Origin of the sequence: Streptomyces sp. NBC_00239, from assembly GCF_036194065.1 — a bacterium.
In the GTDB taxonomy this organism is placed as follows: Bacteria; Actinomycetota; Actinomycetes; order Streptomycetales; family Streptomycetaceae; genus Streptomyces.
Genome location: NZ_CP108095.1, coordinates 320659 through 346427 on the forward strand (window position 1 = coordinate 320659; position 25769 = coordinate 346427).

A 25769-nucleotide genomic window follows, 5' to 3' on the forward strand; every position below is an offset into this window, starting at 1 on the left:
AACCGCTACCTGCCTCGCGAGCGCCACCCCGGCGAACCTTCTCAGCCAGAGCACTTGAACGCGCATCGAGGCCAGCTGCGACGCTGAAGGGCCAACCAGAACGCTAAGCCTCAGGCTCCCCCGGCACTCCAGAACGTCGATTTTCCGCGGCCGACGAGAGGTATAATCCCTGTACGCCCACCTGGCAGCCTCTCAGGTGACTCAAGGTCAAATCCCATGCAAGCCTGCGAGATCGGCCGCTCAAGGCCCCATTCCGCGGGTCGGTTTTCTGTAGCGATGGATGTTTTGCCGGGGAACGCCATTGTCGGCAGTCGGTGATGGGCTCGATCGACTGCCCCCCGCTGCTCGCGGCTCGCTCCCCCGCTCAGTGGAACTCGTGGATCACCTGGATCTCGCCGACGATGTGCGCGTTGAAGTCGTCGAGGTCCTCGGCAGGAACCCAGAGCTCGAGGATCGTCCGCCCGCTGGCCTGCTGGACGGGGTAGCGGCTCACGAACTCCGCGTCGATCTCGAAGCGGGTGACGAAGCCGGCGCCGTCGTGCTTCACGTTCCAGTCCCGCGCGATCCTGATCGCGTAGTCCTCGTTGAGGACCGGGTAGAAGATCGGCTGCTCGGGCAACCGGGGCGGCCACGCACGCCAGTTCAGCTCACGGACCAGGTCCAGCTCCATGGGGCCGGTCGGGCGCCACAGGGTCGTCGTTGCTTGCCGGCTGGTCATGTGCGTCGTCGCTCTCTCATGCAGGCCGCGCGTGCCGCGGACCGGGAGGTCGGACCATACGGCACAACGTGCCCTCGGCACATACTCGCTTTCCGCGACCCGAACCGGGCGACTCCCCCACCATCACGCCGACAGCCGACGACCGCGGAAGACGGTCCACGCTGATGGAACGGGTCACGGATAGGGCAGGCCCTTCGCGGCGGCGTCGATGCGGTTCGTTTCCAGGTGGACGATCGCGCCCGGTTCGGCGTAGCTGGGGCCCAGGACCGTGATGAGTTGCTGGCGGTCGATGAAAAATTGCAGGTCGATGAGAGGCACGGTGTTCGCGATGACATCGTCCTCCGTGGCGGAGAACGGGGTACGCGTCAGATCCGTCGGATAGGGGGCGATGGCGTTCCACCACGAGCGTTGGGGGCTGTCGGACGTCAGGCCCGGCGGGCGCCACCTGGGTTCCTCGAAGGTGTGCCAGAGAAGCCAGGCGAACTGTCCCGTAGCACGGCCGACGAGGAGCACCTCCTTCAGCACGTCGGCGTAGGCCTCCGCGAAGAGTGTGGTGCCGGCTGATGTGGGGTCGAGCAGGAGCTCACGGTAGGCCTCGGTCCAGGCGGGTGTGCCTATGGGGGCCGACGTGTTGGCCACGAGCTGCATGAGCCTCGCTCGGTTGCGTACGCCGGCGGCCAGGCTCCGAACCGCGCCCCAGGCGGGATCCGGCGTGGGATTTTTCGCCAGCACCACATGGCAGTGGTAGGTGTCGAGCGGGCCCGCGCCCCACGAGGCGGGAGGCGTGAACATGCCGTCCGGTGAACCGCGCGGGTTCAGCAGCCACTCGAGACCCAGCAGCAGGCCGTCCTGGAACTCCAGCGGCAGGGGTGCGCCCAGCGGGTTGAAGGCATAGAGACTGCCCAGCGTCTGCCGGTCGAGTTCGTTCTTGCGCGTGAAGTTGAACTCGGGGATCGGCCGCTCCTGCCAGGAGAGCCACTCGTTGCGGTCGGCGAAGGGGAGGGCCCACGCGTCATCGAGGACGGCGAGCGTGTCCGCACCGACGATCGCATCGTGGTCCAGCTCGTGGCTCTCCTGGAACAGCTTCACCGCGTCGGCGGTCTGACCGCCGAAGTAGCCGGTCGCCCCGTCGGGAATCTCGTAGCCGAGGTCGATCAGGGCGAACTGGATCGTGGTGACGTGCTCGCCCTGGTGGCCCTGTCTCAGGTAGGCGCTCGTATCCCGGGCAGCGATGCGTTCGAGAACGGGATCGTCCCGGAACCGAGCAGAGGAAAGCAGCGCCATGACTGACTCCTTCCGCGCCCACGACACAGCGCAGCACGGCCCTTCCGCTTTCCATTGTGGGTCGGCAGCGGTCCGTAGGCATGTCGGTCCGCAATGATCGTGGAGCGTCGTAGTGCGCTCGCGGCCAGGTGTGACCTGTGTGGAAGGCGGCAGACGGGGGCCACCGGCACAAGCAGGCGGCCCGCTCCCCCGCTGCCGATGGTCGACTGGCGAGGGAACGGGCCGGTTTTGACAGCCCGCCGATACCGCCCCCAGCTGGCCGTCACATCAGGTCAGGTCCACTGCACGTCCGCGAGGGAGGTGACCGGCTGCGGCTTGCCGATGAGAGCCAGGGCGACGAAGAAGCCGATCTGGCCGATCGCGATGGTGAGCGTGGCCAGCGCCTTGTCGTCGTAGTGCTTCGCCACCTTGGCGTACAGGGCGTCGGACACGCGCTCCTGGCCGTGCGGTGCCGGCTGGAGAGTGGCCTCGACCAGGGCGAGGGCTGCGCGCTCCGCGTCGGTGAAGCACAGGGCGTCCTGCCAGGAGGCAACGGCGGTGATGCGGTCCTCGGTCTCGCCGGCCTTACGCAGGAAGGAGGTGTTCAGGATGGTCAGGTACGTGTTGCCGACGATCTGTCCGGCACGCAGGTGCACGAGACTCATGGTGGTGCGCGGCACCGAGCGGTTGCCCGTGGCCCGGAAGAGGGCGGCACTGATGTCGTTCACCTCCGGCACGAACTCGGCCGGGTTGGCCATCCGCGAGACGGGTGCGGGGGTGGGGGTGTTCGTCATGGCGTGCTCCTTCGCGTCGGTCTGGTTGGCGTCTTCACAGCACTGACGGATGCGCGCACGCAGACGTGACCGGAATCCCGAAAGAAGATTTTCCGGCGTCTCCAGGGGCCTGCCTGTCTACCAGCCGGCCGGTACATCCGGGCTGGAGACAGCCCTACCTGGTCTTGCAGCCCGCGGGCATCTCCGTGGATGTCCGGTACAGCACACACGCGCGGAGCGGTCCTTCCGGCACGCTCGGATCCTCGAAGTCGTCGGCGGGGTCGCGGGTCATGCCGATCCGGCGCATCACTGCCTGAGAACGCAGGTTGCCGATGGTCGTCGACGCAACCACCTCCGGCAGCCCGAGCGTGCCGAAGGCGAAGGACAGGCAGGCCAGGGCGGCCTCGGTCGCGTACCCCTGCCCCCACCGCCGACCGCAACAGCCGCCATCCGACGTCCACCCCGGCAAACGGCATGTTCTCGTCCACCTCATCCAGGCCGGCGCGGCCGACGAACTCACCGGTCTCCCGGACTTCGAGCGCCCACCACCCGAAACCCCGATGATCGAACTCGGCCTGCATCAGTCTCATCGCGGCGTCGCTCTGATGCCACGTCAGCAGTGGCCCCAGGTGCTCTCGGACTTCGGGATCGGCGTTCATCGCCGCCCACGGCTCGCGGTCGGACTCCCGCCACCGGCGGAGCAGAAGACGGTCGGTTCGCCTCTCTGGCATGCCTACCAGGCAACGCGAACTCCACCACGCTGTCGACCGGCCATACCGCCCTTCCTGCGACGGGGGCGAGTGCAACTGACGGACGGGGAAAAAGAATTCATCCGGCCGAACCTGCCGATCGGCGAGTACGGCCCGTATCTCAAGCGGCTACGGAGAACTCTCTCAGATGGTCATGGGTGGGTGACGCCACAAGGTCATCACCCCCGGAGTAGCAGGCTCAGGTCCAACGCGCATGCATGGGGGGTTGGTGGAACCTCGGTATGCGTCAGGTCGCGAGTTTTGCGTAGTTGTCCTGCTGATGTGGGGGGTTTGGGTGGGATGGGTGTGTGAAGCGGACGGTGATGGTCAGGCCGCCTTCGGGGCGGGCGGTGGTGGTGAGGGTGGCGTGGTGTGCCTGGGCGACGGCGGTGACGATGGCGAGGCCGAGGCCGTAGCCGTCGCGGCGGCCGTGCCGGTCGGGGGCCAGTCTCTGGAAGGGTTGGAAGAGGCGCTGGATCTGGTTGTCGGGGATGACCGGCCCGCTGTTGGTGATCGTGAGGGTCGCCTGCGTGCCGGAGGTGTGAGTGGTGATCTGTACGTGCCCGTCCGGGTGGTTGTGGCGGATGGCGTTGTCGACGAGGTTGGCGATGAGGCTTTCGATCAGACTCGGGTCCCCGGCCGTCACTGAGGGCGTGAGGTGTTCGGCGAGGTCGATGCCTCCTTGTGCTGCTTGGTCGCGGCGGGAGGCGAGCACCCGTTTGACGACTTGGGCCAGGTCGAGGGTGTCCCTGCGAGTGGGGCCGCGCTCGCTGGTGGCCAGGGCGAGCAGTGCTTGGACGAGCCGTTCCTGGTGTCCGCCGAGGCCGAGGGCCTCCTGGCAGGCCGAGCGCAGGGTGTCGGTGTCGGCGTCGGGGTCGGCGAGGGTGACTTCGAGGAGGGTGCGCAGGCCGGCGAGGGGGGTGCGCAGCTCGTGGGAGGCGTTGGCGACGAAGTGTCGGTGGGCGTCGAAGGAGGCTTGGAGGCGGGCGAAGAGGTCGTCGAGGATGTAGCCCAGTTCGGTCAGCTCGTCGGCGGGTTCCCCGAGGTCGAGACGTTGGTGGAGGTTTCCGGCGGAGATGGCTTTGGCGGTGGCGGTGATGGCCCGCAGGGGCCGGAGGAAGCGGCCGGCGACGAACCAGCCGGCAGCCAGGGCGATGGGGATGAGGATGGCGAGCGCGACGGCGGAGCCGACGAGGAGCTGGTGCGGGCCGATGCCGCGCCCGGTGCCGGTGAGCGTGCCCGGCGCATTGCTGTGGACGGGAGTGGTTGACTGGATGCCGACCAGGGGGAGGGTGACGATGGCGAGGACCACGATCCCCGCGACGAAGATGCCTGCGGCGTAGAAGAGCGCGAGTCGGGCCTGCAAGGACCGCCTGGGCAGCGGCCGGGGGCTGGTCATGCCGGCCCGATCCGGTAGCCGCCTTCGCGGATGGTCTCGATGGCCGGCGGGTCGCCGAGTTTGACTCGCAGCCGGTGCACGGTGTGCTTGACCGCGGACGTGAAGGGGTCGGCCGCTTCGTCCCAGACGCGTTCGAGAAGTTCCTCGGCGGACAGAACCAGGCCGGGTGAGGCGAGCAGGCATTCGAGGAGCGCGAACTCCTTCGGGCTGAGCTCGAGACGACGGCCGGCGCGGAACGCCACCCGGCGGGCCGGGTCGAGGGTGATGTCCCCGCAGGAGAGGGTGGGGGGAAGCGGCGGGCTGGCCCGGCGGGCCAGGGCACGGACGCGGGCGACCAGTTCGGCGAAGGCGAACGGCTTGGGCAGGTAGTCGTCCGCGCCGAGGCTGAGCCCGTCGACACGGTCCTCGATCGTGTCGGCGGCGGTCAGCATCAGCACGCGGGTATCGGAGCGGTCGTTGACGATTCGCCGGCAGATCTCGTCCCCGTGGACACCGGGCAGGTCCCGGTCGAGGACGACCACTTCGTAGCGGGTGGCGGCCAGGCGGTCGAGGGCGTCGGTCCCGTCCAAGACGACGTCGACGGCCATGCCCTCGCGGCGCAGCCCGGTGCCGATGGAGCGGGCAAGGACCTCGAAGTCCTCGACGACGAGGACCCTCACCGCCGCTCACCGCCGGTCGTCGCGCGGGCGGAACGGCCGCCGGGTCGAGGTGTCATGCCGTCAACGATGCCAGATACCGGGTCGCAGCCCGGTCGCAGCCGCGGAGACCGGGCTGCAACCGGGTGCGGCGTACAACCGTCGGCATGAATCCATTTCGAACCGCGAGGTCGCCGCGATGAGCGCCCCGGGGATCGTCGTCGCCGGGCTGCGCAAGCGCTATGGGGCCGCCCTGGCCCTCGACGGCATGTCCTTTACCGTCCGTCCCGGTGTGGTGACCGGCTTCGTGGGGCCGAACGGGGCCGGGAAGTCCACGACGATGCGGGTGATCCTGGGCCTGGACGCGGTAGATGAGGGCACCGCGCTGATCGAGGGGAAGCCGTACCACCATCTTCGGCACCCGCTGAGTCACATCGGTTCACTGCTGGACGCGGCGGCGCTGCACCCCGGCCGGAGTGCTCGTAACCACCTGCTCTGGCTGGCGCATTCGCAGGGCCTGACCGCGCGGCGGGTGGACCAGGTCATCGAGCAGGTCGGCCTGACCTCGGCGGCCCGGCGCAAGGCCGGCGGCTTCTCGCTCGGTATGCGCCAGCGGCTCGGGATCGCCGCGGCCCTGCTCGGGGACCCGCCGGTCATCATGCTCGATGAGCCGTTCAACGGCATGGACCCCGACGGCATCATCTGGATGCGCGGCTTCCTGCGGTCGCTGGCCGCTCAGGGCCGCGCTGTCCTGGTGTCCAGCCACCTGATGAGCGAAGTACAGGACACCGCCGATCATCTCGTGGTGGCCGGGCGCGGCAAGGCCATCGCCGACGCCGGCGTGGCCGACCTGATCGCGGCCGCCTCCGGGAGCCGGGTGGCCCTGCGGACCACGGCCGGCACGCACGCGATGCGGGTGCTCGCCCATGCGGGCGCGACCGTGGCGGCCGCCGGCCGTGACACCATCACCGTCGCCGACATGCCGGCGGATCGGATCGTGGCGCTGCTCAGCGAGAGCGCGGTGCCGTTCTCCGAGGTATCCCCGCACCGCGCCACCCTCGAGGACGTCTACCAGGAACTCACCCGCGAGGCGGTCGAGTTCCGCGCCGCGACACCCACGGAGGTACCACGGTGACCGCCCCTGCCATTACGACCTACCGGCCCGGCGAACGGGTCGGGAGGGACGGATTCCTCCCCTTGCTGCACGCGGAATGGACCAAGTTCCGGACGGTCCGGGGCTGGGTGACCGGCATGATGGCGGCGGCACTGATGATGGTGCTGTTCGCCCTCCTCGTCGGGGTGGGCGGCGACCAGAAGGGCTCACCATCCGTGCCGATCGGGCCGGGCGGCGGGCCGGTCACCGACAGCTTCTACTTCGTGCACCAGCCGCTCACCGGAAACGGCAGCATCACCGTCTCCGTCTCCGCGCTCGAGAGCAGCATCCCCAAGGGCCCCGGGGACCTGCGGCCCGGCAGCGTGCCGTGGGCGAAGGCCGGGCTCATCATCAAGCAGAGCACCCGCCAGGGATCGCCGTACGCGGCGATCATGGTCACCGGCAGCCACGGTGTGCGGATGCAGGACGGTTACGTCAACGACACGGCCGGACCTCCCGGTCCGGTCTCGGCCGAGTCCCCCCGCCGGCTGCGGCTGGACCGCTCGGGCGACACGATCACCGGTTACGCCTCCACCGACGGCACGCATTGGACCGAGGTGGGCACCGCGCAGGTGAGCGGGCTCGGATCGACCGCGCAGGTCGGGCTGTTCGTCGCCTCTCCGCCGGCCGTGGGCGGCGGGGGCACGGCAGGCAGTGTGTCCACGGCCACCTTCGGGGATCTCCGTACCCAGGGGGGCTGGGCCGGTGGCCACTGGACGGGCGGTCAGGTGGGAGCCGAATCCCCCAGCTTCGCCGGGTACCCGGAGAACGCCTCGGGTTCGCATCTGGGATCCGACGCCCGGTTCACGGTGACCGGTGCCGGCGACATAGCGCCCGCCGTCCGCGACAGCCTGCCGACCGGCGGCCACCTCCGGGACGTCCTCGCCGGCACGTTCGCCGCGCTGATCGCAGTGATCGTCGTGGGGGCGCTGTTCGTCACCGAGGAGTACCGGAACAAGATGATCCACCTCACCCTGGCCGCGCATCCGAGGCGGAGCCGGGTACTGGCAGCCAAGGCGATCGTGTTGTGGGCCGTCACCTTCGCCGCCGGGCTGGCGGGGGCGATCCTCGCAACTCCGCTCGGTGAGCGGCTCGCCCGGGACAACGGCGTCTACATCTTCCCGGTGTCGTCCTCGACCGAACTGCGGGTGGCGCTCGGCACCGCGGCGCTGCTCGCGACCGCCTCGGTCCTGGCCCTGGCCGTCGGCGCCATCCTCCGGCACAGTGCGGCCGCGGTCACCACCGTCGTCCTGGCCATCGTGCTCCCCTACATCCTGATCGCCATCCCGTTCATGCCCGCAAGCGTGTCGAAGACAGTGGCCACGGTGACACCGGGCGCGGCGTTCGCCGTCCAGCAGACGCTCATGCCGTATGGCCAGGTCGCAAGCAATTACACGCCCTACTACGGCTACTACCCGCTGGCGCCATGGGCCGGGTTCGCGGTCCTGGCCGGCTACGCCACGGTGAGCCTGGCCGTGGCCGGTGTCCTCCTCAACAGGAGGGACGCATGAGACGGGCCTTGCACGCGGAATGGACGAAGATGCGGACCGTCGCCGGCCCGCTGTGGCTGCTGCTCGGCGCCGTCGCGGCGACGGTGGCCCTGAGTGCCGTGGCGACCTCGGTGGTGCACTGCTCGGCCGGTGGCTGCGGCGGTGACACGACCAGGCTCGCCCTCACGGGCAGCTACCTCGGCCAGGCGCTGGTCGCCATGCTGGCTGTGCTGATCATCAGCGGCGAGTACAGCACGGGCATGATCCGCACCACCCTGACGGCGGTGCCGCGGCGAGCCACCGTCTTCGCGGCCAAGGCCATCACGCTCACCGGCGTCGTGGCCGTCGGCGGGACGCTCGCCGTCCTCGGGTCGGTGCTCGCCGGGCGGCTCGTCCTGCCGGACCTCGGCGACCAGGCCCTGTCCTTGGCCGACGGGCCGACGCTGCGCGCGGTCTTCGGGACGGTCCTCTACCTGATTCTGATCGGCCTTCTGAGCTTCGGCGTCGCGACCGCCGTGCGGGACTCGGCCACCGGCATCGGGGGCGTCCTCGGCCTGCTCTACATCCTCCCCATCGTCTCCCAGACCGTCGGTGATCCGGACTGGCAGCGTCTGCTCCAGCAGGTCGGGCCGATGAGTGCCGGGCTCGCCGTCCAGGCCACCACCGATCTCGGCGGCCTGCCCCTCAGCCCCTGGGCCGGCCTCGGAGTGACCGCGGGGTGGGCCGCCGCCGCACTCACAGCCGGTGGCCTGCTGCTCCGCACACGCGACGCATAGCCAGGGGCCGGTTCTGCCGCGTCACGACTCCGTCGACCGTGGCGCCGGCTGAGCAGCCGCTCCGCGGGCGCCGGCCTGCCCTGGAATCCAGCACGGCGGAGGTCGTCGCGTGGCGATCAACGGCGGATCGGCTTTACATGGTCGTGGGGGCGCCTTCCGGACGGTGCGCGCTCAGACCTGGTGTGTCGTTGAGGTGCATGCGTCGTGGGGACCCCTTCGCGAACGCCTTCACGTGCCTTCAGGCGACTCACCCAAGGAGTCTTCATGCCGAACGCGAACGGTCCCCACACGGCTGTATCCAACCAGCCGGAGGAGCTGACCACCGTCGTTGCGGAACAGCCGATCTTCGAAGGGCCCTCCGAGGGTGTGCAGGGCACCCCCACGGCCTTCACCTCCGACGGCCTGGAACAGGTGGCAGGTCACACCCGCAGCCTGTTCGAGGAATTGCCGGCCGAGACGTGGGTGGCGCCCATGGCGCCGCTGCGCGACATCGGGGAGGCGTCCTTCGGGCCCCCGGACATGCTGGAGACGGTGCACGCTCGCGACGACCGGGTCCAGATCACGGACACCACGAGCTACCCGTGGCGGGCCCACGCCTCGCTGCTCATCACCGCAGCCGACAACACCCAGTGGATCGGCACCGGTTGGTTCATCGGGCCGCACACGCTGATCACCGCGGGACACGTCGTGCACATCAAGAACAGCGGCGTACCCGGGCAGGACGGCTGGGTGAAGAGCATCCAGGTCATGCCGGGCCGCAACGGCACCGCCCTGCCCTTCGGCTCCGTCACCAGCACGAACTTCCGCTCTGTCACCGGCTGGACCAACAGCGGTGACGAGAACTTCGACTACGGCGCCATCATCATCCCCACCGAACTCGGCTCCACCACCGGCTGGTTCGGATTCGGCGCCTGGCCGGATGCCGATCTCCTCAAGACCTCCGCCAACATCTCCGGATACCCGGGCGACAAGCCCACGGGCAGCCAGTGGTACGACGGCCGGGGCATCAGCTCGGTGAACCCCCTGAAGGTCTTCTATGACATCGACTCCTTCGGCGGGCAGAGCGGCAGCGCCGTCTACCACATCCACAACGGCGCCCGGTACGGCATCGCGGTCCACGCCTACGGCGGCGCCTCGGTCAACTCCGGAACCCGCATCACCAAGGAAGTCTTCACCAACCTGCAGCTCTGGAAGGCGTGACCCCGGCCCATGAGCGCAGACGGTGGCGGCGGCCGTGCCTACCGGATCACTGGAACGGTGCTCGACGCGCACGGTGATCCGGTGCCGGGTGTCGCCGTCGCCATCGCCGACGGACCCGGGCCCTTCCCCGACATCGCCGCCCTGACCGGCGCCGACGGCCGGTTCTCGCTCTCCGTGTCCACCGAGGGCGTCTACACGGTGCAGGGCACGGCGGCCGACGGACGAAGCGCCCGGGCCTCGGTCGAGGTCAGCGCCGGAGGAACGCCCCCGGCCTCAGCGGAGCTTCGGCTTGGTTGAGCCGCCGCCACACACAACCGCCTCCTCGGCGGCTCAACTCTCCGGATGTGCCGCGTCCTCCAAGGGGAAGGCCATCACGCTGACGCCCAGGGGGTTCGTGCCCGGCGCGTGCGGTGGTCGTGCGGCCTCGTGGAGTTCGACGGCGAGTTCGGTGAGGCGTCGACGGACGTCCTGCCAGGTCTCGGGGTCCACCCACAGCTCGGCGTCGACGGTCACGCCCTCGCTCCGCTCGAGCCGGCGACCGGCACGCTCGCGGAGCGCGTTCGCCATGATCTCGGCCAGCATCGGGGTCCCGCCGAGCTGGTCGGACAACGGCGTGCCCTGGACGGTGCGGTAGCGGCGCTCCCCGCCGCCGCGACGAACGCGCTCCTCCGCCAGCTCGACCAGGCCCACCGCGTCCAGGCGCCGCAGATGCTGGCTGGCCAACGCGTGCGAGACGTCCAGCTCTCGTGAGAGTTCGGCGGTCGACATGGGCCCGGGCCACATGAGGCTGAGCATCCGGAGCCGCAGAGGGTGGGCGAGTGCGCGCAGTACGGGGTCGGTGTCGGTCACACAAATCGTGTTTCAGGCGGCCGGCCCGCCCGCGTTGCGGATCAGCCGCTGGAGCACCTTCAGCGTGGTGATGTACTCGGAGTCGTCGATGCCCTCGTGCAAGGCAGCGCGGATCGCGGGTGCATTGCGGGCGAGGTCGACGCGGGCCTTTTCGCCTTCCTCGGTAAGCCACAGCCGGTGCTCGGCATCCAGGGTCAGCCAGCCGCGCTCCACGAGCACTGCGGACTCCGCCGCCAAGTCGTCCTCGGGCCGAATGTAGGAGCTCATGGCCTTCTGCAGCTCGGACAGCGTCATCCCCCGGCCATCAGGGGAGATGTCGTTCTCCGACAGGTTGCGCAGCAGCCAGAACTGGGGCTGCGTGTAACCCTTCTCAGCCTGGCGGGCGCGGGTGTAGGCGATGAGCGCCTCGTAGGCGACGCCGGTCCAGTAGGCAGCGGGCTGTCCGACGAGGTCGGCATCGGAGATCTGCTGGGTGGTCATGGCATGTCCTCCTCATGGCTGTTCGGGTGCTGAGTTTGCACGCCGCGCAGCTCGTACGGAGACCGTAAAACCTCAAGTCCCCTTGAGGTCAAGCCTGGGCCGCGTCGTAGGGAGGCGTCGTACGGAGGGTCCTCGACCCGATCACGCGTGGGCGCGGCAGAACTCTCGGATGGCGCGGTTGAACCGCTCCGGTGTCTCGAGGTTGCTGACATGCCCCACGCCGGGGAGCACCACAAGCTCGGTGTCCGGAATCGCATCCTCGAACGCATGGGCGACAGTCATGGGTGACCGCACATCGAGCTCGCCCCAGAGGAGCAGGGTCGGCACCGTGATCTCGGGAAGCAGGTCGCGCTGGTCGGCTTCGGCCATGATGAACAGCTCCGCTCCCAGGGTTTCCGGCCGCACGTCGTCGTCCATCGCGTCGAGCAACGGCACGAACGCGGCGGGAGGGTCACCGGCGAACAGCCCTGGCAAGGTCGGATCGAACCGCTCCCGGGGCACCGCGAGCATCTGCTTGACCCCCTCAACGCGGGCCGCCACCTCCGCCGGCGGCAGCGAGCCCTTCCACCCGGCGTAGGTGTCGGCCAGGATCAGCGTCCTGACCAGCTCCGGGCGGTGGCGATACAGCTCCAGCGCGACCGTCCCGCCCCAGGAGAGCCCGGCAACGTGGGCCGGGCCAAGCCTCAGCGCCTCGATCACGGCGGCGAGGCAGTGCGCGAAGTCCGCCAGGCCGAAGCCGGCCGGCAGATCGGAGGAACGCCCCGCGCCCGGCTCGTCCCACGCCACCACGGTGAACTCATCTTCCAGGCCCGCGAGTTGCGGCTGCCACATGCGGCCGTCCACGCCCGCTCCGTGCACGAGAACCAGGGGCGGCCCGTGACCCACGCGCGCGTAGGCGACCTCGACCCCGCCAACCTGCATCGTTGCCATGACACCAGGCTAGGCGCGGCCGCGGACGGTGTCGCGGCGTGCGGCCCGGGTGCGGGCCTGCTGCCGGAGCTTCAGGGGCACAGGGCGAGGCGAGTGGAGCGCTTTCCTTACCCGCTCTTGGCCGGGTCGGCCCGCTGCCAGGCGGCCTCGCGCAGCAACCGCAGGCCGTTGAGGCCGACGAGGACCGTGGAGCCCTCGTGGCCGAGGACGCCGAGCGGGAGGGGCAGGTGCCCGGCGAGGTCCCAGATCACCAGGGCGGAGATGAACACCGAAGCGATCACCAGGTTCTGCACGACCAGGCGCCGGGCCGCGCGGGGCCTCGCTCGTCATCGTCGACGGCGGCACCGAGCATCCGATCACGGTCCGGGGCGTCATCGGCGCCTCCGTCGTCCCGCTGGTCGTCGGGACAGGCGCTGCCTTCTTGATGGCCTTGTGGAAGCCGGTCTTCCTGCGGATCGCGCAGTTCGTGGGCGGTGGGCTGGCACTGTTGCCGACTGCCGGCCCGCTCTCGTCCGGCGCCGACGGCGGCACCGTCGCAGCCCTGTCCCTCATGCACATCACCCTCGCCGTGGCGGTCGTCACCACCCTGCAGCTCCACCGCCGCCACCGCTGAGCTTGCTGCTACCGGTCTGACCACGAACGACACCCCGAACGTGATCACCCGTACGGAGATTCCGGCCGGCCGGGCCTCAGCTCATCCCGGGCGATCCGCTGGTCCGCCGGTCCGCGAGGCCGCGCTGTCCCGACCAGGAGGAGCCGTTGTACGAGGACCACCAGATGTGGTCGTCGGTCCCCGCGCCGCGCCAGGCCATGTACAGGCGGCCGGCTCCGCTGCCCAGGGCCGGGTAGTTCGCGGTGCGCCGGTCCGCCAGCACCATCTGGGGGGACCAGGAGGTGCCGTTGAACGTGGACCACCAGATGTGGTCGTCGGGTCCGGTGCCGCGCCAGGCCATCACCAGGGTCCGGCCGTGGGTTCCCAGGGTGGGCCAGGCGGCGGTGCGCCGGTCGTCGAGGACCCTCTGGCCGGACCAGGAGGTGCCGTTGAACGTGGACCACCAGATGCGGTCGTCGGTCCCCGCGCCACGCCAGGCCATCACCAGCCTGCCGTTGGCCGAGCCCAGGGCCGGCGCCCCCACCGCGCGCCGGTCGTCGAGGACCCGCTGGGCGGACCAGGAGGTGCCGTTGAAGGTGGACCACCAGATGTGGTTGTCGGGCTGGGCCCCGCGCCAGGCCATCAGCAGCTTACCGTTCACCACGCCGACCGCCGGCGCGTAGGTGGTGCGCCGGTCGGCCAGCTGCCGCGGGCTGCTCCAGCGCTGGCCGTCGTACCGCGACCACCAGATGTGGTTGTCGGCTCCGTAGCCGCGCCACACCATGTAGGCCCGGCCGTTGAGGTAGGCGAGGTCGGGCTCCCTGGCGGTGCTGGCCGGGAACCCCTGCTGGAGGGTCCACCGCCCGTTCACCAGGCGGGACCAGTAGATCCTCGGGTCGTTGCCGGTCCCCCGCCACGCCATGTACGCGGTGTCCGGCGCCTGCGTGGCGGCCTCGGCGCCCGTCGGCGCCACGCCCGTCAGCGCGCCGGTGAGCGTGGCCGTCAGCACGCCCAGAGCCAGCAGCGCGGCGACCGGGCCCGTGCGCCGTGTCGCGTTCCTCGCCATGATCGCCTCTTCCTCCCCGCATCGGTCTCCGACCGGGGCAGTCAACTCCTGCGGCGACGGGCGGGACAAGGTCGCACGGGCAGGCGGATGGCCATGCACGTTGCCTGGACGGGCAGTCGGCGCCCGGGACACACCGAGCGCCTTGATGCAGGCGGCCTGCCGGAATCCTTGGAGAGGACATGCCGCCGAGGCCCGTCCACGTCATCATCAAGCCGGTCGCCGGCGCCGCGGCCGCCGCGAGGGCTCACGGGCGCGGCCCACGGCTGCCGGACTCGCGGAGGATGCCCGAGCAGGCAAGGGCGACGGCACCGGGCAGGCCGTTGGCGACGGGGTACGGGCTCAGGTCCCAGGCCGCGACGCGGGCGGTGCGGCGGGGCAGGAGCGGGCCTTCGGGGCCGAGCAGGCCGCCCACCGTGACGAGGGGTTCGCCCCGGCGGGGGCTGAGGGCCGCCACGGTTTCGGCCAACAGGTCGGCGGCCTCGGCGAGGATCCGCTCCGCGACGTGGTCGCCGTCCGCCGCCGCGGCGACCACGACGGGGCAGAGCCGGGCCAGTTGGACGGGTTCGGATGCGGCACGTGCGCCGACGGCCACGAAGCCGGACACGTTCGACGGCAAGGGCTACTTCTGGATCAAGGCCAGCAACGGCAAGTGCCTGACCATGCCCTACAACAACGGCGTCGCGCCGGCCGCCGGCACCCAGCTGTTCTGGTGGCCCTGTGAGACCCGCTGGTTCTCGGGCAGCCAGATGTGGAACGTCATGCCCGTGACCGACGACGCGAGCGCGACCGCCGCCGCACGGCTGGTCGAGGAACGGGCCGGGCGCCTCGACGTCCTCGTCAACAACGCCGCCATCACCGGCGATTGGCCGCAGGAGCCCACCCGGGTCGATCCCGCCACCATCCGGACGGTCGTGGAGACCAACGTGATCGGCGTCATCCGCGTCACCAACGCGATGATGCCGCTGCTGCGCCGCTCCGCCTCACCACGGATCGTGAACATGTCCAGCAGTGTCGGCTCCCTCACCCGGCAGTCAGGACCCGCCGCAGAGCATACGACGGGCCCGATCGCCGTGGCGTACGCGCCGTCGAAGACGTTCCTGAACGCCGTCACCCTCCAATACGCCCGCGAGCTGAGCGGCACGAACATCCTGATCAACGCCGGCTGCCCAGGCTACGTCGCGACCGACCTCAACGGCTTCCGCGGAGTGCGCACGCCCCAACAGGGCGCGGCGATCGCCATCGAACTCGCGACCCTGCCCGACGACGGCCCGACCGGCCGGTTCTTCGCAGACACCGGCGAAGTGCCCTGGTGATGTGCGCGGGGGCCATCACCCGAGCAGTCGAGCCGCGGCGGCTTCCGGCTCGGCGCGACGCAAGTCGCCTGCCAACGACCATGGTGAAGGAGGTCCGTCGCCCGTGTCACAGGTCGACGGCGGAGATCGTGTCGGACGCCGCGTTGGCGACGTAGGCGCGGCTGCCGTCGGGGGTGACCGTGACGCCGTGCGGGGAGCCGCCCACCCGGACGGGGGTGCCCCGCACGGTGAGGGTGGCGGTGTCGATCTCGGCCAGGGATTTCGTCGAGGGGATCGTGACCAGGAGGGTGTGGTTGTCGGGGGTGAGGGACAGGCCGTGGGGGCTGCCGGGCAGCGCGATGGTGGTGACCACCGTGCGCTGGGCGGTGTCCACGACGAGGACGGCGTCGGCGCCGGTGTCGGCGGCGTAGAGGCGGGCGCCGTCGGAGGTGAGGGCCAGGTCCAGGGGGGCCACTCCGGCCGGCATGACGGCGGTGACCGCCGCGGTGGCGGTGTCGATCACGGTGATCGTGCCGGCCCCGGAGTCCGCCACGTACAGCCGTGAGCCGTCGGTGGTGAGGGCCAGGCCCTCGGGGAGGTCGCCGACCGGGATGGGGGCGCCCCGCACCGTGCGGGTGGCGGTGTCGACGACGGTGACCGCGCCGGGGCCGGCCACGTACAGGGTCTTGTCGTCGGCGGTGAGGGCGAGGGCCTTGGGGCGGCCGCCGACGGGGATGGCGGGGCCGGCGGTGGCTCCGGTGACGGTGTCGATCACGGCCACCGTGCCCGAGGCGGGGACGGCCACGTACGCGAGGTCGCCGCCGGAGGTGGCGGCGAGGCCGGTCGGGTCCCCGCCGAGGCGGATCCGGGTGGTGTTGGTGTCCACCACGGTGACGGTGGAAGAGTCCACGTGGGGCACGTAGGCGCGGCGTCCGTCGGGGGTGAGGGCGAGGGCCAAGGCGAAGGGGTCGTTTCCCGTCGGGAGGGCCTCCAGCCTGGTGTGGGTGGCGGTGTCCACGACCACGACGGCCGGGCCGGACATGGCGAGGGCGTACAGCCGGGTGCCGTCCCGGCTGATCGCGAGGTCCCCGATGGCGAAGGGCAGCGGCAGGGGTTGGCCCACCACGGTGTGGCTGTTCGTGTCCACGGTCACCACCGTGCCCGCGTTCTCGCAGGCGATGTAGGCCCGGCGCTCCACCGGGCTCATGGCAACGGACCGGGGTCCGCCCGCCAGCGGGAAGATCGTGGTGAGGGCGAGGGTGGTGGTGTCCATCACCATGACCCGGTCCACGGCGGTGTCCGGGACGTAGACGTGCCTGCCGTCGTTGGTCACGGCCACGTCCGTGGCCCCGGACAGCGGGTTGTCCCCGAGGACCGAGGGCGTGCCGGGGAGCAGCCCGAAGGGGTTCGTGCTCAGGACGAACATGTGGCGGTCCCCGTCGGTGACGTACAGCCGCAGCCCGTCCGGGCTCATGGCCATCCCGGTCAGCCCCGGTACGGGCACGGTTGCGGCGACGGTGCGGGTGGTGGTGTCGACGGCCGTGACCCGGTCCGGGCCGGCCACGTAGAGCCTGCGGCCGTCGGGGGCGAGGGCGATGACGCCGGCGGGGCCGACCGGGACGGACCCGATGGTCGCGGTCACCCGGTCGGTGGCGGTGTCGATGACGGAGACGTCGTTCGACAGCGCGTTGGCCACGTAGGCCGTCCTGCCGTCGGCGGCCACGGCGACGGCCACCGGTTCGGGCCCGACCGTGACCGCGACCGGCTCCGTGCGGAGCACCGTCACCGTGCCGTCCCCGGGGTTGGTCACGCAGAGCCGGCCGTTGCCGGTGAACAGGGCCGCCTCGGGGCGCTTGCCCGTGCGCAGGGTGACCGTACGGGCGTCGACGGGCAGCACGGACCTTTCGCGGAAGGCCGCGGCGTAGAGGCGGTGGCCGTCGGGGGTCGCGACGAGGTTGGCCGGGGGGCCGTCGACCAGCAGGGTCCTGGTCACCCGGAGGGTGCCGGTGTCGATGACGGAAACGGTGTTGTCCTCCGCATTCCCCGTGTAGAGGCGCCTGCCCCCGGGGTCCATGCGGAAGTTCTTGGGGAAGCTCCCCACGCGGATGCTGTCGATCACCGTGCGACTCGCGGCGTCGACCACCGAGACGGTGCCGTCCTGCCCCTCCAGCACGAAGATCCGCGAGCCGTCGGGGGTGACGGCCGCCGCCCGGGCGAACGGCCGCACGGGGACCGGTGTCCCGTCCACGGTGTCGGTGGCGGTCCTGATCACGTGGAGCGCGCCGTCGTTGCCGCCTCCGAAGTCCGTCACGTACACCCGTGAGTCGTCCGGGGAGACGGCCAGGCCGAAGACCGAGTCGCCCACCCGGATGCTGCGGATCACCTTGGCCGTCGCCGTGTCGATGACGGCGACCGAGGCGGGCTCGTCGATGGCCGCGTAGATGCGGGTCCCGGTGGACAGGACCGCCAGGTCGAAGGGGACGCCCGGCATCGCGATCGAGCCCGTCACCTTCTCGGCGCCGGGGGCGGTGTCGATCACGGTCACGGCCTGCCCCTCCCGGTTGGTGACGTAGAGGCGGCGGCCGCCCGGGGCGAGCACCATGGTGTTCGCGTCGGGGCAGTCGATCTTCTTGCGGACCGTGTGGGTGGCCGTGTCGAGGAGGAAGACGCAGCCCGCCTCGTCACCGCTGCACACGTACAGCGTGCTGCCGTCCTCGGACATCGCCACGTCGAACGGCCGCAGGTCGAGCGGGATCGGGGCGGTGCTCTGGTTGACCATCCCCCCACCCTGGAACCTGCCCGGCCACGGCTGCGGTCGGCGCGGCGGTGGGTACGGCCGCCCGGGCCGACGTATTGCCCAGGACGTGTGAACCGTCGGCCCGTCAGGCGTCAACCCGGACGCCCCCTGGTATCTGGGAACTCGCCGGGTGACGAGCGTTGCCGGACCGTAGCGGCGAAGGACCGAAAGGAGGGCGACGCATGCAGTTCCGCGACCGCACCCTGCTGCGTCTGCTCGACGCGGCCGAGTGCGGTGCCCTGCTGACCCCCGGGGTGGGCGACCGGCTGCTGGAGACGGCGTTCACCGCCCAGGAGGCCAGGGTCGGGCCCGTGACGGCCGTGGTGACCCGTCAGATCGCCCTCATGCCCACCTCGGTGTCGGCCCAGCCGCTCGACGCCCAGGTGTACGACATGCAGAGCGGCCGGCAGTGGCGGCTGTCGGCCCGGTGGCCGCTGGCCGGCCCCGCGGTGGACGCGGACGCCCGGCTCGATCTGACGCTGCTGGCGGGTCGCGGAGGTGTGGAGACCACGGTCACCGATGTGACCAGGAAGGATCCGGTGGGGGCGGGAATCCCCGACGCCCAGGGCCGGATCCCCCTCGGCCTGAACCTCCAGATGGTCGAGGAGCCCGCGCCGGAGCTGTCGGAGACGGCCTTCAAGCTGGTGTGCGTGGCCTTCGTGGTCGACCGGCCCTTCGACGACCTCGCCGCGCGGCTGGCCGACGTACAGGTCGGGATGGCCCGGGTGGCCGACAGCGCGGACCGGCCCCGGCCGCCGACGGGCATGGCCGTACGGACTGCTGCGCCCGCACTGCTGATGTTCCCGGAGGCCGCCCTCGACGAGGCCGACCTGCCCGGGCTGCCCTCCGGCGCCAACCCGGGGGACACCGCGGCCCTGCGCAGGGCCCGCCTCACCGAACTCGCCACCCGGCTCCGGCACATCGGCATCGTGCCCGTCGCGGTGCCCTGACCGCCAGGAGTGACAACATGACCGAGACCGCAGCCGAGTTCCCGTTCATCAAAGTCAGGATCAACACGAGCGGGATGCAGCCGCAGGCCCGCCGTGCGGTGGGCAACGTGGCCATCGTCGGGTCCGCGGGCACCTTCGGCACGGCCGCTCCCAACGTGCCCCTGCAGATCGGGAGCGTCTCCGAGGCCCGCGAGAAGTTCACCACCAAGAACGACGCCGGCGAGTTCGTGGGCGGACCGCTCTACCACGCCGTCCGCACGGCCCTGCTCCAGGACCCCGCGCCGTCCCGGCTGTTTGCCGTGAGAACGGCGGACGCGCCCGCCGCCGGAGGCGCGGCGGGCAGTCCTCCGGTGCCCGGATACGCGGCTGCGCTGGCCGTGGCCGCGGCGCTGCCCGTACAACTCGTCTGCCTGGCGGGCGAGACCGACGTCAACCGGCTGAAGGACCTCAAGAAGCACGTGGAGGACGTCAGCGCCGCCGGGAACACCCGGATGGGCGTGGCCATGGTCGATCCGGCGCTGCCCCTCGGGGGCAAGAGCTTCGCCGAGGCCGCCGATAGCACGTACGGCAGCCTCAAGAGCGACTCCAGCCGGATGATCCTGGTGGCGGCGCGGGTGGAGAAGAAGCAGGGCGAGCCCACGCCGGACGTGGCCGCGGCCGTCACCGGGGCCATCGCCGGGCACCCGCCGCACGCCAGTGTGCTGCTGAAGCCGGTCAACGAAGTGAAGATCCCGCTGGGCGCCCAGTTCACGGGCACCGAGATCCACGAGCTGACGCAGAAGTTCATCATCCCGGTGATCGACCCGGAGCTGATCCCGGGCGAGGGCCTGTACCTCGGCTCCGGGCGCAGCTACACCACCAAGACGGACCGGCTGTACGTGGACGTGGTCCGGGTGCTCGACCACATCGAGTTCCTGCTGAAGGCGGGGCTGATCGGCTCGATCGGCGAAACCCGGATCGACCGGTTGGGCATGCAGGCGCTGCGCTCACGCATCGACGGGATCCTCAGCCCGCTGGTCACCTCCGGGGTGATCACCGCCTTCACCATCGGCATCCCGCTGCTGTCCATCCTCGAAGCGGAGGAAGCCGGCCGGACCCCTGGCCAGGTCAACACGCTGACCACGGCCCGTACGCAGCGCACGGTCGAGGTGCTGCTGTCGGTCACCTATGCCGGGGCCGTCCACTTCCTCGACGTCAACCTCGCCTTCAAGGCGGCCTGAACCGCCCCCCGCACCCGCCATCGGAGGACCTCCCGTGACCACTCCCCTCACCACCTGGATGAGTTCGCGCCTCGCCGTCGTGCTGGACGGCAAGTCCGACAAGCCGCTGACCCCCGTGGACACCTTCACGCCGACTTTCGCCCTCAACGCGGAGGTGATCCATTCGCTGGAGGCCACCCACGTCGGCTACATCGCGCAGCCGGCGAGTTTCACCTTCCAGATGACGGTGAAGGCCATCGGCGGCGCCGCCGCGGAGCTGACCCGGCTGGCCATGACCGGCAAGGAGTTCTCCATCGGCCTGTACCAGGCGAAGGGGAGCAGCACCGACGAGTGGGACTTCCAGAAACTGCTGTTCAACAAGTGTCTGATCACCTCGGCGAATCCGTCCAACGCCGTGGTGAACGGCGCACCTGCGGCCACGTTCAGCGGGGTGGCGCGCGAGGCCGTGGTGGACGACGGCGGCGGCGAGACGAAGCTGCCGAAGGTCATGGCCTGACGGCGGCGGGCGCGGACCGGCACACCCCGCACCGCGCACCGCGCACCGCGCACAGAGGCACTGCGACCGGCACACCGCGCACCGCGCACAGAGGGGCACTGCGGCCGGCGCAGTGCGGACCGGCACTGCACTGAGGAGTGGCGATGACCGACGGCACAGGGCACCCGGGTCCGTGGCCGGAGAGCGGCGGGGCCCGGCCGTGGGCCGCACGTGTGCGCCGCGACGGACTCGTGGCGGTCCGGCGGGGCGAACTGGTGATGCCCGCCGAGGGGAGCGAGGCCGAGCTCGTACTGGCCGAGCAGGACGCCCGGCTGGACATCCACGTGCACCTGCCGGTGACGGTCGAGGTGGTCGGGGCCCCGCACGCCCGGGTGGTGCAGGAGGCGGTCGACGAGGCGCTGCGCCGGGTGCGGCACGCCTTGCACGCCCATGCCGAGTGGAGTTGAGGGGTGCCCGTTCATGTGCACGTCCCGCTGCACGTCCGGCTGGTGGAGCCGGTCACGGCCCGCGAACTGGTGCTGCTGGAGCAGGCGGTGGGCGATGCCTGCCGGCGTGCCCTGGAGACCGCCCGCCGTGAGGTGGTCGACGTCCGGGGGACCGGCCGACCGGTCGTGGTGCACCGCGAGCCCCTGGTGTTCACGGGCCTGACGCCTGCCGAGGGGGTGCGGGAGCACGCCGCCGAGGCCGTACGGCGCGGGCTGGAGTACGCGGTGTCCGCCTCGGGCCTGCTGCGCCGGCGCGGAACCCCCGCGCCGCGGAGCGGTGTTCCGGCGGAAGAGCCGCTGGATTCGCGGCGCGTGGGCGCGGACGCGAGCGGGGGCGGGGCGCCGGAGGCCACGTACCGGATCCCCTCGTACGACCACGGCGGGGCGGAGGTGGCAGTTCCGCTGTGGCACCGGCAGGGCGACCGGAAGGACTGGGTGTACCGGCCGTACGTGGGTGAGATCCTGTCCGAAAAGGAGGCCCTGCACGCCGCGTGGGTGGCGCACCTGGACCGGCACGGGGCGGTGTGGAAGCCGGAGGAGCACGGCCACCCGGGCTATGCCGGGCTGGTCAGGTACGACGGCAAGGTCATCCCGGCCCTCGCCTGGATCACCAACGTGACCCAAGTCCTGAAGGACGGAACGCTCGAGGGCACCTACGGCACGGAATGTCACGCGTTCCCGCTGCTGGGCCTGGAGCAGGGCGGGGCCGATGCCCGGTCGGTGCTGTCCTCGGCCGGCGGGCTCGCGCCGTACTACGACCTGATCCGGACCGACCGGCCCGGGACGGTGGATTCCATCGAGAAGCGGCTCCTGGAACTCCTCGACGAGGCCCGGGAGCCGGCGGGTCATGTGCTCCGCGGGGCGGAAGCCCGGCGCCGGTACGCCGAACGGCTCCTGGAAGGGGCCAAGGGGCCCAGTGTGCTGTGCGAGGTGTTCGCCGACCGGAAGCTGCTGGCGGTGATGAAGGACATCGTCCCGGCCCGGGTCCGCTTCGTGACCGCCGTCCCGCGGCCCGCCGCGGCGGCCGCACAGCCCGCACAGGCCGGCACGGGGTCGGCCCGGCAGGAAGCGAAGCCGCCCAAGCCCTCCTGGCCCAGGAGCCTCACGGGCAAGACCCTGGGGTGTAGCCCGTACGAGGGGGAACCGGAGTGGCGGTCGCTGCCCCGCTCCGGGGAGCGGCTGGGCGCGGGGATGCGGCACCTTGCCCGCCTCCTGGACGTGCCCGAATGCGCGTACGCGGGCATGTTCACACTGAACTGCGCCCAGGTGATCTCCGCCCGGGCCCGCGCCGTCGGCCTGGCCTCGCTGAAGAGCACCGTCACCACCCAGGTGTCGGTCCGCAGCGACGGCAAGGGCAACAACGGCTACCTCCACCTGCGGCCGGGACAGGCCCCCGAACTGGGCCTCATGCACCGGCTGGCCGAGGCCGCCCGTACGGTCCGCGAGCTGGCCGACGAGGTGGCGCTCGTCTACCAGCTGCCGGACAACGCCCAGAGGGTCCGGCCGAGCGCCGGCCAGCCGCTCACGCACGCGGCCGGCTGGAGCCTGAACTTCCTGAAGGAGGTCCACTCCACCCTCAAGGACGGCTGCACGCACCTGTACGCCGAAACCTGCCGGGTGCTGCTGCTCCAGCAACTGCGCTCCTCCCGCTCCGCCATCGAGCAGCGCAAGGGGCCGCACGCCGAGCAGTCGGTGCAGCACTTCACGAAGGTGCTGGACGTGCTGGGCGGCAGCGTCGTGAAACTGATGGTGCTGCTCACGGCCCTGCGGCACGCCGAACGGACGGGCACGACGGGGCCGGTGCACTCGGTGCTGTCCGTACGTGAGCGCCGGTACGTGAACGAAACCGAGGTCCTGCTCCCCGCTCCCATCGACCACGTCAGCGCCCGCACACTGACCGAGCTCGCCGACAGCCGGATCGAACGCGGCGGGGTGGTGTACCTGGCGGTGCACGGCGGGCGCAACTGGACGGCACCGGACCTGGAGACCGGGATCAACGCCCGGCGGGGCCTCGCCAACCAAGTGGACCCGCTCTTCCTCCAGATCGGGAACCTGGAGGACGTCTTCGTCTCCGCCCAGCATGATCCCGCCTCGGTCGGCAGGTTCCTCAAGGGCCTCCTCGCCCAGATGGAACAGGCCAACACGGAGATGACGCAGAAGGCGGGCGAGCCGGAAGGCGGCGCCTTCTTCGCCCTGGAGGTCTCCCGCAGGGTCGAGGGAGAGAGGCACCGCGACGCGCGCGGCCTGTGGTTCAAGCTGTCCGGCATCCACGCCATGGCCGACGAGGAACTGAGGCCGCACGCCCGAGCGCTCCAGGAGTACGTCGACGGGGTGAACCTGGCGCTCGGCCGCAAGTACCAGGTCGATGTGGCCGTCAAGGCCTTCGCCTCGGTGGGCGTGCTCGTGCTGGGCCTGCTTTGCGCCCCGCTGGGGGCCGCGGCGGCGGGCCTGATCACCGGGGCGGTGTCCGTGTCACTGGCGGTCTCGGACTATCTGGGGGCCCAGGAGAAGGGCCGGCTCTACCAGTCCGTGATGGACCCGGAGGCGCTGCTGCACTGGCAGGAGGTCCAGGCCGAGCAGCTGTCGGCCGCCATCGGGCTCGCGTTCTCCGTGTTCGACCTCCATCAGATCGGCGGGGGCGCCAAGGCGATCGTGGGCCGGGCCGCGCAGGTGTGGAAGGTGGGCCGGCGGGCCGGTGCGCGGATGGCGGCGGCGAGCGTGCGGCGCCAGCTGGTGAAAAACATGGCGGACGAGCTGCTCGAACACGCCCTGAAGCAGGCCGTCACACAGGCCGTGGTGATGCAGGTGATCGACGAGGCCATGTCCCGGCTGGTGGGACCCGCCGTCGAGGCCTGGGCCCGTGACAAGGGCGTCATGCACGGCACCTGGGAACCGGACGGGAAGAACTGATGACCTACACGATCGACCGACCGCAGCTGGTGCAACAGATCCGCCAGTGCGCCCAGAACCACTCCGGAGTGAGGACGGCCGTCGGCATTCTCGCGGTCGTGCACGGAGCCACCCTCTCCCAGCGCACCCTCAACAACATGATCGAACGCGTCATGCTCCGGGTGGTCGGGGCGCACGTGACCAGGCTCACCGCCACGCGCAACAAGATGGAACAAGCGCTCAACAACCTCCTGGACGACCTCGACGCCCTGCACTCCAAGGAGCCGCAGACCTCCCGGCCGAGCCCCGCACAGTCAGTGGACCTGAGCACGCTGATCGGTGCCCTCGACGAACTCGCCACCTTCCGGGACGAGCTGCTGTTCATGCTCAAGACCGATGAGCACGGCCTGCAGACGCTGATGCGCAACGAAATGGAGGCCCTCAGCGGGCTGCCCCGCTCCTACGCTCCGATCGGCAAGGGCGGGCCCCCCGCGATCGGCCCGCCGCGCCCGGCCGCGGGCACCAGCGCAGCCGTCGCGTCGGGCGCGGAACGGCTCTTCAAGGCGATCGAGACCGCACCGCCGGAACCGGTGGTGCCGCAACGCACCGGGACAGGCAAGTATGCGCCCAACGAGCCGCTCGAGGCGCAAGACTACGGCCGCCAGTCGCACGTGGTGACCGCGGCGGCCCAGAGTTACGTGGCGTTGTTCGAACGAGGGGCTCCAGATCCGGTCCTCTCCGCCGTGAGGTCGGTGCTGGCCGGGCAGGACAATCTGGCTGCCCGCAACCGCATGGCCATCGCGATCCTCGTGGCGAAAGGGAAGCTCAAGCCCGGGTCGGTGGTCCCCAAGAGCGGTCCGAACGTCGAAGCAGGCGTCTTCCAGGCCGAGGTGACGGGTTCTTCGTTCGAATGGACGGCCAACCTCAAGAGCGAGGTGCGCGGTCACCCCACGGTCGGCATCGACGGGATCGTGGACGGTTACGTCTACGACGCCAAGCACACGCACGTCGCGCCGTCCAAGTCCCATCACTTCAAGGGCCGGGAATCGCCGGGAAACGTGAAGAAGGAGAAACCGGCCGCCGAGGGGAAGTCCGGCGCGGCCGGAAAGGAAGAGGCGCCGGCGAAGAAGGCGCCGGAGACCAAAGCACCGGAGACCAAGCCGTCGGAGGCCAAGCCCGCGGAGACCAAGCCTGCGGAAGGGGACCCTGGGAAGACCGCGAAGAAGAAGGAAAAGCCCGTGCCTGACGAGATCCAGGGCGGTCTGCCGTTCCGGGAGACCCCCTGGCTGCGCGACACCACCGAGGACGTGGCCAGGGAAATGCGCCCGCCGGTGCCGGTCACCTCGCGCGAACTGATCGCCGTCTACGAGGAGAGGGTGGGGATCTCGGTGGTCGGCCAGATGGAACGGCAGCTGGCGTTCGCCAGGGAGAACGGGCTGCGCGGCGTGGTGTGGGTGACCAACTCCAAAGAACTGCAGAAGGCCTTCCAGGACGTCCTGCAGGCCGATGTACAGATCCCCCTGGGCGCGGACCTGACCATGGAGATCCGGGTGAAGGAGTAAGAGTG

The 25769-nt window shown here is 70.8% G+C and carries 24 protein-coding genes and 2 pseudogenes; 13 read left to right on the top strand and 13 right to left on the bottom strand.

Features of this window, described 5'->3' with window-relative positions; all coding sequences use genetic code 11:
• Positions 1-364: 364 nt before the first annotated feature.
• From OG764_RS01570 to OG764_RS01595, 6 genes and pseudogenes are all read right to left on the bottom strand, one after another.
• Positions 365-718, bottom strand: coding sequence for a hypothetical protein (locus tag OG764_RS01570; RefSeq protein WP_328966532.1), 354 nt, complete (start codon positions 716-718; stop codon positions 365-367).
• Between the two features lie 174 nt (positions 719-892).
• Positions 893-2002: a peptidoglycan-binding domain-containing protein gene (locus OG764_RS01575; RefSeq protein WP_328966533.1), complete on the bottom strand. Its 1110-nt coding sequence runs from the start codon at positions 2000-2002 to the stop codon at positions 893-895.
• A 272-nt stretch (positions 2003-2274) separates the two neighbouring features.
• Positions 2275-2775: a carboxymuconolactone decarboxylase family protein gene (locus OG764_RS01580; RefSeq protein ID WP_328966534.1), complete on the bottom strand. Its 501-nt coding sequence runs from the start codon at positions 2773-2775 to the stop codon at positions 2275-2277.
• 154 nt (positions 2776-2929) lie between these two features.
• Positions 2930-3485: pseudogene (locus OG764_RS01585) on the bottom strand (GNAT family N-acetyltransferase).
• A gap of 265 nt (positions 3486-3750) precedes the next feature.
• On the bottom strand, positions 3751-4902 hold the full coding sequence (locus OG764_RS01590; protein ID WP_328966535.1) for a sensor histidine kinase: 1152 nt from the start codon (positions 4900-4902) through the stop codon (positions 3751-3753).
• The gene (locus OG764_RS01595) at positions 4899-5561 is read right to left on the bottom strand and encodes a response regulator transcription factor (RefSeq protein ID WP_328966536.1); all 663 of its coding nucleotides are present in this window, start codon (positions 5559-5561) and stop codon (positions 4899-4901) included. The genes OG764_RS01590 and OG764_RS01595 overlap by 4 nt, the downstream gene beginning before the upstream one ends.
• 175 nt (positions 5562-5736) lie before the next feature.
• Between OG764_RS01595 and OG764_RS01600 the strand changes: the two genes are divergently transcribed.
• The 5 genes from OG764_RS01600 (at position 5737) to OG764_RS01620 (ending at position 10453) form a co-directional block, all read left to right on the top strand.
• Complete coding sequence (locus OG764_RS01600; RefSeq protein ID WP_328966537.1) at positions 5737-6672, top strand: ATP-binding cassette domain-containing protein; 936 nt, start codon at positions 5737-5739, stop codon at positions 6670-6672.
• Between the two features lie 62 nt (positions 6673-6734).
• Positions 6735-8201 (top strand): ABC transporter permease subunit, encoded by a 1467-nt coding sequence (locus OG764_RS01605; protein ID WP_328966538.1) that lies wholly within the window; start codon positions 6735-6737, stop codon positions 8199-8201.
• On the top strand, positions 8198-8956 hold the full coding sequence (locus tag OG764_RS01610) for an ABC transporter permease subunit (RefSeq protein WP_328966539.1): 759 nt from the start codon (positions 8198-8200) through the stop codon (positions 8954-8956). The genes OG764_RS01605 and OG764_RS01610 overlap by 4 nt, the downstream gene beginning before the upstream one ends.
• 264 nt (positions 8957-9220) lie before the next feature.
• On the top strand, positions 9221-10156 hold the full coding sequence (locus OG764_RS01615) for a trypsin-like serine peptidase (protein ID WP_328966540.1): 936 nt from the start codon (positions 9221-9223) through the stop codon (positions 10154-10156).
• A gap of 9 nt (positions 10157-10165) precedes the next feature.
• Positions 10166-10453, top strand: coding sequence for a carboxypeptidase-like regulatory domain-containing protein (locus OG764_RS01620; protein WP_328966541.1), 288 nt, complete (start codon positions 10166-10168; stop codon positions 10451-10453).
• Positions 10454-10486: 33 nt separating this feature from the next.
• On the opposite strand, the gene OG764_RS01625 is transcribed toward OG764_RS01620, so the two are convergent.
• From OG764_RS01625 to OG764_RS01640, 4 genes and pseudogenes are all read right to left on the bottom strand, one after another.
• Positions 10487-11005 carry an ArsR/SmtB family transcription factor gene (locus OG764_RS01625; protein ID WP_328966542.1) on the bottom strand — a complete coding sequence of 173 codons (519 nt, stop codon included), beginning with the start codon at positions 11003-11005 and terminating at the stop codon, positions 10487-10489.
• Positions 11006-11017: 12 nt separating this feature from the next.
• Positions 11018-11485, bottom strand: a complete 468-nt coding sequence (locus OG764_RS01630) for a MarR family winged helix-turn-helix transcriptional regulator (protein WP_328966543.1) — start codon at positions 11483-11485, stop codon at positions 11018-11020.
• Between the two features lie 141 nt (positions 11486-11626).
• Positions 11627-12415 carry an alpha/beta fold hydrolase gene (locus OG764_RS01635; protein ID WP_328966544.1) on the bottom strand — a complete coding sequence of 263 codons (789 nt, stop codon included), beginning with the start codon at positions 12413-12415 and terminating at the stop codon, positions 11627-11629.
• A gap of 107 nt (positions 12416-12522) precedes the next feature.
• A pseudogene (locus OG764_RS01640) lies at positions 12523-12738 on the bottom strand (heavy metal translocating P-type ATPase); the annotation flags it as partial.
• A 50-nt stretch (positions 12739-12788) separates the two neighbouring features.
• On the opposite strand from OG764_RS01640, the gene OG764_RS01645 reads away from it, so the two are divergent.
• Positions 12789-13028, top strand: a complete 240-nt coding sequence (locus OG764_RS01645; RefSeq protein ID WP_328972849.1) for a DUF6069 family protein — start codon at positions 12789-12791, stop codon at positions 13026-13028.
• Positions 13029-13104: 76 nt separating this feature from the next.
• Here the strand turns inward: OG764_RS01645 and OG764_RS01650 are convergent, their stop codons facing one another.
• Both OG764_RS01650 and OG764_RS01655 read right to left on the bottom strand, forming a co-directional pair.
• Positions 13105-14073 (bottom strand): hypothetical protein, encoded by a 969-nt coding sequence (locus tag OG764_RS01650; RefSeq protein ID WP_328966546.1) that lies wholly within the window; start codon positions 14071-14073, stop codon positions 13105-13107.
• A 244-nt stretch (positions 14074-14317) separates the two neighbouring features.
• Positions 14318-14689, bottom strand: a complete 372-nt coding sequence (locus OG764_RS01655) for a hypothetical protein (protein WP_328966547.1) — start codon at positions 14687-14689, stop codon at positions 14318-14320.
• Between the two features lie 43 nt (positions 14690-14732).
• Between OG764_RS01655 and OG764_RS01660 the strand changes: the two genes are divergently transcribed.
• Entirely contained in the window at positions 14733-15386 is a 654-nt protein-coding gene (locus OG764_RS01660; protein WP_328966548.1) for an SDR family NAD(P)-dependent oxidoreductase, read from the top strand.
• A gap of 106 nt (positions 15387-15492) precedes the next feature.
• On the opposite strand, the gene OG764_RS01665 is transcribed toward OG764_RS01660, so the two are convergent.
• Complete coding sequence (locus OG764_RS01665; RefSeq protein ID WP_328966549.1) at positions 15493-18144, bottom strand: beta-propeller fold lactonase family protein; 2652 nt, start codon at positions 18142-18144, stop codon at positions 15493-15495.
• Between the two features lie 200 nt (positions 18145-18344).
• Here OG764_RS01665 and OG764_RS01670 point away from each other — a divergent pair, with 200 nt between their 5' ends.
• The 6 genes from OG764_RS01670 to OG764_RS01695 all read left to right on the top strand — a co-directional run bounded on the left by OG764_RS01670 (position 18345) and on the right by OG764_RS01695 (position 25764).
• Positions 18345-19112, top strand: a complete 768-nt coding sequence (locus tag OG764_RS01670) for a hypothetical protein (RefSeq protein ID WP_328966550.1) — start codon at positions 18345-18347, stop codon at positions 19110-19112.
• Positions 19113-19129: 17 nt separating this feature from the next.
• On the top strand, positions 19130-20332 hold the full coding sequence (locus tag OG764_RS01675) for a hypothetical protein (RefSeq protein ID WP_328966551.1): 1203 nt from the start codon (positions 19130-19132) through the stop codon (positions 20330-20332).
• Positions 20333-20366: 34 nt separating this feature from the next.
• Positions 20367-20828, top strand: coding sequence for a hypothetical protein (locus tag OG764_RS01680; RefSeq protein WP_328966552.1), 462 nt, complete (start codon positions 20367-20369; stop codon positions 20826-20828).
• Positions 20829-20971: 143 nt separating this feature from the next.
• Positions 20972-21274 (top strand): hypothetical protein, encoded by a 303-nt coding sequence (locus OG764_RS01685; protein WP_328966553.1) that lies wholly within the window; start codon positions 20972-20974, stop codon positions 21272-21274.
• A 3-nt stretch (positions 21275-21277) separates the two neighbouring features.
• Positions 21278-24223: a hypothetical protein gene (locus OG764_RS01690; RefSeq protein ID WP_328966554.1), complete on the top strand. Its 2946-nt coding sequence runs from the start codon at positions 21278-21280 to the stop codon at positions 24221-24223.
• A complete protein-coding gene (locus tag OG764_RS01695; protein WP_328966555.1) occupies positions 24223-25764 on the top strand; it encodes a hypothetical protein in 1542 nt (513 codons plus the stop codon). The genes OG764_RS01690 and OG764_RS01695 overlap by 1 nt, the downstream gene beginning before the upstream one ends.
• The last annotated feature ends 5 nt before the right edge of the window (positions 25765-25769 follow it).

Bases quoted from the DNA above. Each gene is read 5' to 3' on its own strand.
- OG764_RS01590 (WP_328966535.1), bottom strand. From the start codon at position 4,902: ATGACCAGCCCCCGGCCGCTGCCCAGGCGGTCCTTGCAGGCCCGACTC.
- OG764_RS01575 (WP_328966533.1), bottom strand. From the start codon at position 2,002: ATGGCGCTGCTTTCCTCTGCTCGGTTCCGGGACGATCCCGTTCTCGAA.
- OG764_RS01570 (WP_328966532.1), bottom strand. From the start codon at position 718: ATGACCAGCCGGCAAGCAACGACGACCCTGTGGCGCCCGACCGGCCCC.
- OG764_RS01610 (WP_328966539.1), top strand. From the start codon at position 8,198: ATGAGACGGGCCTTGCACGCGGAATGGACGAAGATGCGGACCGTCGCC.
- OG764_RS01695 (WP_328966555.1), top strand. From the start codon at position 24,223: ATGACCTACACGATCGACCGACCGCAGCTGGTGCAACAGATCCGCCAG.
- OG764_RS01670 (WP_328966550.1), top strand. From the start codon at position 18,345: ATGCAGTTCCGCGACCGCACCCTGCTGCGTCTGCTCGACGCGGCCGAG.
- OG764_RS01635 (WP_328966544.1), bottom strand. From the start codon at position 12,415: ATGGCAACGATGCAGGTTGGCGGGGTCGAGGTCGCCTACGCGCGCGTG.
- OG764_RS01675 (WP_328966551.1), top strand. From the start codon at position 19,130: ATGACCGAGACCGCAGCCGAGTTCCCGTTCATCAAAGTCAGGATCAAC.
- OG764_RS01665 (WP_328966549.1), bottom strand. From the start codon at position 18,144: ATGGTCAACCAGAGCACCGCCCCGATCCCGCTCGACCTGCGGCCGTTC.
- OG764_RS01615 (WP_328966540.1), top strand. From the start codon at position 9,221: ATGCCGAACGCGAACGGTCCCCACACGGCTGTATCCAACCAGCCGGAG.
- OG764_RS01580 (WP_328966534.1), bottom strand. From the start codon at position 2,775: ATGACGAACACCCCCACCCCCGCACCCGTCTCGCGGATGGCCAACCCG.
- OG764_RS01650 (WP_328966546.1), bottom strand. From the start codon at position 14,073: ATGGCGAGGAACGCGACACGGCGCACGGGCCCGGTCGCCGCGCTGCTG.
- OG764_RS01600 (WP_328966537.1), top strand. From the start codon at position 5,737: ATGAGCGCCCCGGGGATCGTCGTCGCCGGGCTGCGCAAGCGCTATGGG.
- OG764_RS01660 (WP_328966548.1), top strand. From the start codon at position 14,733: ATGCCCTACAACAACGGCGTCGCGCCGGCCGCCGGCACCCAGCTGTTC.
- OG764_RS01630 (WP_328966543.1), bottom strand. From the start codon at position 11,485: ATGACCACCCAGCAGATCTCCGATGCCGACCTCGTCGGACAGCCCGCT.
- OG764_RS01620 (WP_328966541.1), top strand. From the start codon at position 10,166: ATGAGCGCAGACGGTGGCGGCGGCCGTGCCTACCGGATCACTGGAACG.
- OG764_RS01685 (WP_328966553.1), top strand. From the start codon at position 20,972: ATGACCGACGGCACAGGGCACCCGGGTCCGTGGCCGGAGAGCGGCGGG.